The organism is Streptomyces sp., assembly GCF_036524955.1.
Lineage (GTDB): Bacteria > Actinomycetota > Actinomycetes > Streptomycetales > Streptomycetaceae > Actinacidiphila.
The window spans coordinates 1-6,309 of sequence record NZ_DATDBG010000138.1; the positions used below are offsets into that span (position 1 = coordinate 1).

Annotated in this window: 4 protein-coding genes; 3 read left to right on the top strand and 1 reads right to left on the bottom strand. The window is 72.9% G+C overall.

Annotation, left to right across the window (positions count from 1 at the left end):
• Window positions 1-268: 268 nt before the first annotated feature.
• On the bottom strand, window positions 269-1,066 hold the full coding sequence (locus tag VIW71_RS11175; RefSeq protein WP_331621939.1) for a class I SAM-dependent methyltransferase: 798 nt from the start codon (window positions 1,064-1,066) through the stop codon (window positions 269-271).
• A 340-nt stretch (window positions 1,067-1,406) separates the two neighbouring features.
• On the opposite strand from VIW71_RS11175, the gene VIW71_RS11180 reads away from it, so the two are divergent.
• The 3 genes from VIW71_RS11180 (at window position 1,407) to VIW71_RS11190 (ending at window position 6,254) form a co-directional block, all read left to right on the top strand.
• Complete coding sequence (locus VIW71_RS11180) at window positions 1,407-2,606, top strand: MFS transporter (protein WP_331621940.1); 1,200 nt, start codon at window positions 1,407-1,409, stop codon at window positions 2,604-2,606.
• Window positions 2,603-3,568 carry a mycothiol synthase gene (gene mshD, locus VIW71_RS11185; protein WP_331621941.1) on the top strand — a complete coding sequence of 322 codons (966 nt, stop codon included), beginning with the start codon at window positions 2,603-2,605 and terminating at the stop codon, window positions 3,566-3,568. The genes VIW71_RS11180 and mshD overlap by 4 nt, the downstream gene beginning before the upstream one ends.
• A 292-nt stretch (window positions 3,569-3,860) precedes the next feature.
• Window positions 3,861-6,254, top strand: coding sequence for an RNA degradosome polyphosphate kinase (locus VIW71_RS11190; RefSeq protein WP_414720726.1), 2,394 nt, complete (start codon window positions 3,861-3,863; stop codon window positions 6,252-6,254).
• The last annotated feature ends 55 nt before the right edge of the window (window positions 6,255-6,309 follow it).

Consider the following 6,309-nt stretch of genomic DNA (forward strand, 5'->3'; position numbering starts at 1 on the left):
GGGTGGCACGCGAGCTCATCGGCTCCGTGGTGGGCCACGCAGGGCAGCGCTTCCTGACTCACGTCACGTCCTGACTCACGTCGAGCCGCGGAAACATCGCCCTCGGCGCCCGCGCACGGGACTTCGGCCCCTGCTGCCTCATTGAGCACGCCTGCACCGGCTGCCCGTCCTGCGGCCCGGGCCCGAGCACCTGCCGCGGCTGGACGAGACCGACGCGAACCTCGGGGTGTCCCGTCAAGGCCGGGAGTTCACCACGGCCGCCCGGGAATCACTTGTCCCGCTTCCACGCCGTCAGCTGGAAGAGCCGAGCGGTGTGCGTGTAGGGCGGACGGGCGGTGGTGGCGAGTTCCAGTCGTTCGAGGTCGGCGTAGAACGCCGGGTCGTACTTTCGTGCGTCGTCGGTGATGTAGTCGCAGAAGCTGCGGATGCCGTAGTGCCGCACGTCCCGGCAGCCGAGGTCCTGCAGGACGGGGATGATCTCCTCGGCCGCGTGGAGCGTCAGCGCCGAGTCGAATACCCGGGTCCGTGCCTGGTCGGTGCCGAGCGCGGCCAGCGCCGCGGCGGGGTCCATCTCGCGGACGGCGATGTTCAGGGCTGCCGAGTGCCGGTTGATCGCCATCACCGAGAAGAGCCCGCCGTGCTTCAGCGGGGCCAGGACCGTGGCGAGTGTGCCCGGGACGTCGTCCGCGTACTGAAGGAGGTTGTGGCACAGCACCACATCGAACTCCCCGGCCGCGAGGTCGGCCGGCAGAGCGGTCACGTCGGCCCGGACGCAGGTGATCAGCTCCGAGAGGCCGCCCGCGGCGGCTCGCTCGGTCGCGGCGGCGAGCATGGCGGGCGCGTAGTCGACGACGGTGACGTGGTGCCCGCGGGCTGCCAGACGCATGGCGTCGCCGCCGTCCCCGCCGGCGAGGTCGAGGACGCGCAACGACCCCCTGGCCAGGCCGTCGAGATGGCGCACCAGGTTCGCCTCGGCGATCGCGTAGCGCAGGCGGCCCCAGGGAGCGTCCTGCCACTCCTGCCAGGTGGTCATCGCGGAGTCGAACTTCTCGGGAGATTCAGCCATCCGGCGACGATAGCGCCGGACCGTGAACGCGCATGGTGTGGGCGGCGAAGCGGTCTCCACGGCGCGGGCGTCCGCCGCCGCGGGCGCCGGCATCGTGCGGGGTGCGCGCGTCGGGCCGACGGCGGCCTTGCCGGTGCCGCACCCCGACCGCAGCCGCCCTCCTCGGGCAGCCCCATGGTTCCTCCCCGGGGTCGTTCGGGTCACCCAGCGGCACACGGCACACCGGCCGGCGAGGCACCGTACAGGGGCCGGCTCCGTCTCGCTCTGCGAAATCACGGTCTCGGATCCCGGCGGACCCCGAATACTTGGCGGTAGCAACCACCAAGGAGGTGCTGTCACCTTGCGTCGCTGGCTGATGCTCGCTCTGGGGACCGCCGCGCAGACCGCGGCGTGTGCGTTCGTGTACGGGATTCCTTATCTGGCGGGCGAGTTGAGGGGGCGGGAGGGGCTGACACTGACGCAGGTGGGGGTGCTGGTGGCGTGTCCGACCGTGGGGCTGGTGCTGGCGCTGTACCTGTGGGGGGCCGCGGCGGACCGGTTCGGGGAGCGGGCGGTGATCGCGCTGGGGCTCGGGTTGGCGGCGGGGGCGCTCGCCGGGGCCGCGTGGGGGGTGCACGGGATGGTCGCGCTCGGGGCGCTGCTCGTACTCGCGGGGGCGGCGGGCGCCTCGGTGTACTCGGCGAGCGGACGGCTGGTCATGGGGTGGTTCTCGGTGCGGGAGCGGGGACTGGCGATGGGGATACGGCAGACGTCCACACCGCTGGGGATGGCGGTGGCGGCACTCGCGATGCCGCCGCTGGCCGCCGCGTACGGGCTGAGCGGCGCGATCGGGTTCCTCGCCGTCGTGTGCGGGGTCATCGCCTTACTCATCGCGGCCTTCGCCGCGGACCCGGCCCGGCCGGAGCGGGCAGCCGCCGAGCCGGCACCGAACCCGTACCGGGGCTCGCGGGTGCTGCACCGGATTCACGGCTCCGCGGCACTGCTGGTGGTGCCTCAGTTCACCACGGGAGCGTTCGCGCTGGTGCTGCTGGTGGACGTACAGGGGTGGTCGGCGGTGGCCGCCGGGCGGCTGATCGCGGTCGCGCAGGGACTGGGCGCGGTGGCCCGCATCCTGGTCGGCCGCTGGTCGGACCGGGCGGGCGGCCGGCTGCGGCCCATGCGGCAGCTCGCCGTGATCACCTCGGCCGTGGTCGCCGCCACCGCGCTGGCCACCGCCTTCCCGTCGCCGCTCGTCCCCGCCCTGCTGGTGGTCGCGATCGCCGTCAGCTCCAGCACCAACGGCCTGTCCTTCACCTCCACCGCCGAGATCGCGGGCCCGGCCTGGTCCGGGCGGGCGCTGGGTCTCCACAACACCGGGCAGAACCTGACCGCCGCCGTCGTACCGCCCGCCGTCGCGGCCGTCATCTCGGCCACCTCCTACTGGCCGGGCTTCGCACTCGCCGCCGCCACCGCCGCCCTGTCCGCCGTGCTCATTCCGGTACCGCCGCGGGCGGCGCAGGCCCCTGCCGCGCCGGAGGCGCGCCGTACGATCTCAGCATGAGCGACCGGCGTATCGAGGGCCTGACCGAGCTGTCCCCGGAGGCCGCCGAGCAGGTACTCGGCCTGATCCGCGCCGCGGCGGCGGAGGACGGCCAGGGTGCGGTCTCGGAACAGGGCCGGCTGCGGGTACGGCGGGGCGCCCGCGAGGGCGTACGGCATCTGCTGCTGTGGGTCCCGGGGGACAACGCGGCGGCCGGGGACGGCGCGGCGCCCGGGGACGGCGGCGGCGACGTACTCGCCGGGTACGGGCAGCTCGACGGGACCGACCCGGTGGAGGCGCCGGCCGCCGAGCTCGTGGTGCACCCGGCGTACCGGAACCAGGGGCACGGCCGGGCGCTCGGCACGGCGCTGCTGGCCGCGACCGGGCAGCGGCTGCGGGTGTGGGCGCACGGCGGCCACCCCGTCGCCCGCCACCTGGCCGCCCGGCTGGGCCTGAAGCTCTTCCGCGAACTGCGGCAGATGCGCCGCCCGCTCGACCCGGTCCTCGGCGACCTCGCGGAACCGCGGCTGCCCGCGGGCGTCACCGTAAGGACCTTCGTACCCGGCCAGGACGACGCCGCGTGGCTCGCGGTCAACGCCGCCGCCTTCGCCCACCACCCCGAACAGGGCAGCCTCACCCAGCGTGACCTGGACGACCGCATGGCCGAGCCCTGGTTCGACCCGGCGGGCTTCTTCCTGGCCTTCCGGGGGCCGGTGCTGGTCGGCTTCCACTGGACGAAGGTGCACGCGGAGGAGGGCGGGGGCGTCGGCGAGGTGTACGTGCTCGGCGTCGCGCCCACCGAGCAGGGCGGTGGCCTGGGCCGCGCCCTGACCGCGATCGGCCTGCGCCACCTGGCCCGGGACCGCGGCCTGCGCACCGCGATGCTCTACGTGGACGCCGACAACACACCCGCCGTCGCCGTCTACGAACGTCTCGGCTTCCGCGTGCACGAGGTGGACCTGATGTACCGGACGGAGAGCTGAGCGACCCGGGGACGGCGGCCGGGGACGGACGCGGCGCGGACACACGGATCCGGCGGCCCGGGAACGGACACGGCGCGGACACACGGACGCGGCCCGGATACTGCCGCGGCCCGACCTCGGCAGCCGCCCGGCCGCGGTGGCCGCCGCCCGAATACGGCCGGATTCCGGGCTTGCGGCGCCCCGGGAGCGCTCCGGGAACGCCTCGCCCGCACCCCCGTCCGGAAGCACCCCGCTTGCCTGACGGCCACACCCCCGTTACCGGCGATTCAATCTTGATTGCGAGCATCGCAGGATGCGGCCTGCTGCCCCTCCCCCCACTCCCCCGTCCCCGCGCCCGCCCGACCTGCCGAAATCCACGGGAACACGGGACAATGGGGTGACGGCTGATGGCCACACGGCACCCCCGGGGGCCGTCGGTCGAGCGCTTGACGTGCCGAAGCCGGAGGAGGGCTCAGATCCCATGGCCCAGATCAATCAGCCCAGCGTCCCCGTACAGCCCCGCCCGGGTGGTGGCGAGGGCAGCACCGACGACTTCGGTACGTTCCGGCCACGCGTGGTGCCCGACCTCGAACGGCGTGTGGACCTGGAATCGGCGAGCGAGGAATTCGGCGACGAACTGCCCCAGGGCCGGTTCCTGGACCGCGAGCGGAGCTGGCTGGCGTTCAACGAGCGGGTGCTGGAACTCGCCGAGGATCCGAGCACCCCGCTGCTGGAGCGTGCGAAGTTCCTGGCGATATTCGCCGGCAACCTCGACGAGTTCTTCATGGTCCGGGTGGCCGGCCTCAAGCGCCGCATGGCCACCGGCGTGGCCACCCGTTCCGCGTCCGGCCTCCAGCCACGTGACGTGCTCGACCTGATCCTGACCCGGTCCCGCGAGCTGATGGCGCGGCACGCCGCCTGCTTCCAGAACGACGTGGCGCCGCAACTCGCCGACGAGGGCATCCACGTCATCCGCTGGGGAGAGCTGACCGACAAGGAGCAGGCGCGGTTCGCCACGCTGTTCCGGCAGCAGATCTTCCCGGTGCTGACCCCGCTGGCGGTGGACCCGGCGCACCCGTTCCCGTACATCTCGGGACTGTCGCTGAACCTCGCGGTCGTGGTGCGCAACCCGGTCTCCGGGCACGAGCACTTCGCGCGGGTGAAGGTACCGCCGATCCTGTCCCGCTTCCTGGAGGCGGGGCCGCACCGGTACGTACCGCTGGAGGACGTGATAGCGGCACACCTGGACAACCTCTTCCCCGGCATGGAAGTCCTCGACCACCACATGTTCCGGGTGACCCGCAACGAGGACCTGGAGGTCGAGGAGGACGACGCGGAGAACCTGCTCCAGGCCCTGGAGAAGGAGCTCATGCGGCGCCGGTTCGGCCCGCCGGTACGGCTCGAGGTCGAGGAGTCCATCGCGCCGCGCGTGCTGGACCTGCTGGTGCACGAGCTGAAGATGAAGCACGGCGAGGTCTACCCGCTGCCCGGGCCGCTCGACCTGACCGGCCTGTTCGCCATCGCGGACCTGGACCGGCCGGAGCTGAAGTACCCGAAGTTCGTCGCCGGCACCCACCGTGACCTGGCCGAGGTGGAGTCGGCGTCGCCGCCGGACATCTTCGCGGCGCTGCGCGAACGGGACGTGCTGCTGCACCACCCGTACGACTCGTTCTCCACCTCCGTGCAGGCCTTCCTCGACCAGGCCGCCGCCGACCCCGACGTCCTGGCCATCAAGCAGACGCTGTACCGCACCTCCGGCGACTCCCCGATCGTGGACGCGCTGATCGACGCCGCCGAGGCGGGCAAGCAGGTGCTGGTGCTGGTCGAGATCAAGGCGCGCTTCGACGAGCAGGCCAACATCAAGTGGGCGCGCAAACTGGAGGAGGCGGGCTGCCATGTGGTCTACGGGCTGGTCGGCCTGAAGACGCACTGCAAGCTGTCACTCGTGGTCCGCCAGGAGGGCGACACGCTGCGCCGCTACAGCCACGTCGGCACCGGCAACTACCACCCCAAAACGGCCCGGCTCTACGAGGATCTGGGCCTGCTGACCGCCGACCCGCAGGTCGGCGCGGACCTCTCCCACCTGTTCAACCGGCTGTCGGGATACTCGCGCCGCGAGGCGTACAACCGGCTGCTGGTCGCCCCGCGCAGCCTTCGCGACGGGCTGGTCCGGCGGATCATGGCGGAGATCGAGCACCACCGGGCGGGGCGGCCGGCCTATGTACGGATCAAGGTCAACTCGCTCGTCGACGAGGCCGTGATCGACGCGCTGTACCGCGCCTCGCAGGCCGGCGTGCCGGTGGACATCTGGGTGCGCGGCATCTGCGCGGTCCGGCCGGGCGTGCCCGGCCTGTCGGAGAACATCAGGGTGCGCAGCGTGCTCGGGCGGTTCCTCGAACACTCCCGGGTCTTCGCGTTCGGCAACGGCGGCGAGCCCGAAGTGTGGCTGGGCAGCGCCGACATGATGCACCGTAACCTCGACCGCCGCATCGAGGCGCTGGTACGGGTCGCCGACCCGGCCCACCGCGCCACCCTCAACCGCCTGCTGGAGACGGGGATGGCCGACACCACGTCCTCCTGGCACCTGACGGCCGACGGGAACTGGACCCGCCACAGCACCGACCCCGACGGTCGCCCGCTGGCCAACGTCCAGGAGATGCTCATCGACGCCCGGAGGCGCCGGCGTGGCCCAGCAGCAGCAACCTGAGAACCGACTGCCGCCGGCCACCGGGGCACCACGCCCCGGGCCGGAGGTCGGGCTG

Coding starts and splice junctions, on each gene's coding strand:
- VIW71_RS11175 (WP_331621939.1), bottom strand. CDS start 1,066: ATGGCTGAATCTCCCGAGAAGTTCGACTCCGCGATGACCACCTGGCAG.
- VIW71_RS11190 (WP_414720726.1), top strand. CDS start 3,861: ATGCGGCCTGCTGCCCCTCCCCCCACTCCCCCGTCCCCGCGCCCGCCC.
- mshD (WP_331621941.1), top strand. CDS start 2,603: ATGAGCGACCGGCGTATCGAGGGCCTGACCGAGCTGTCCCCGGAGGCC.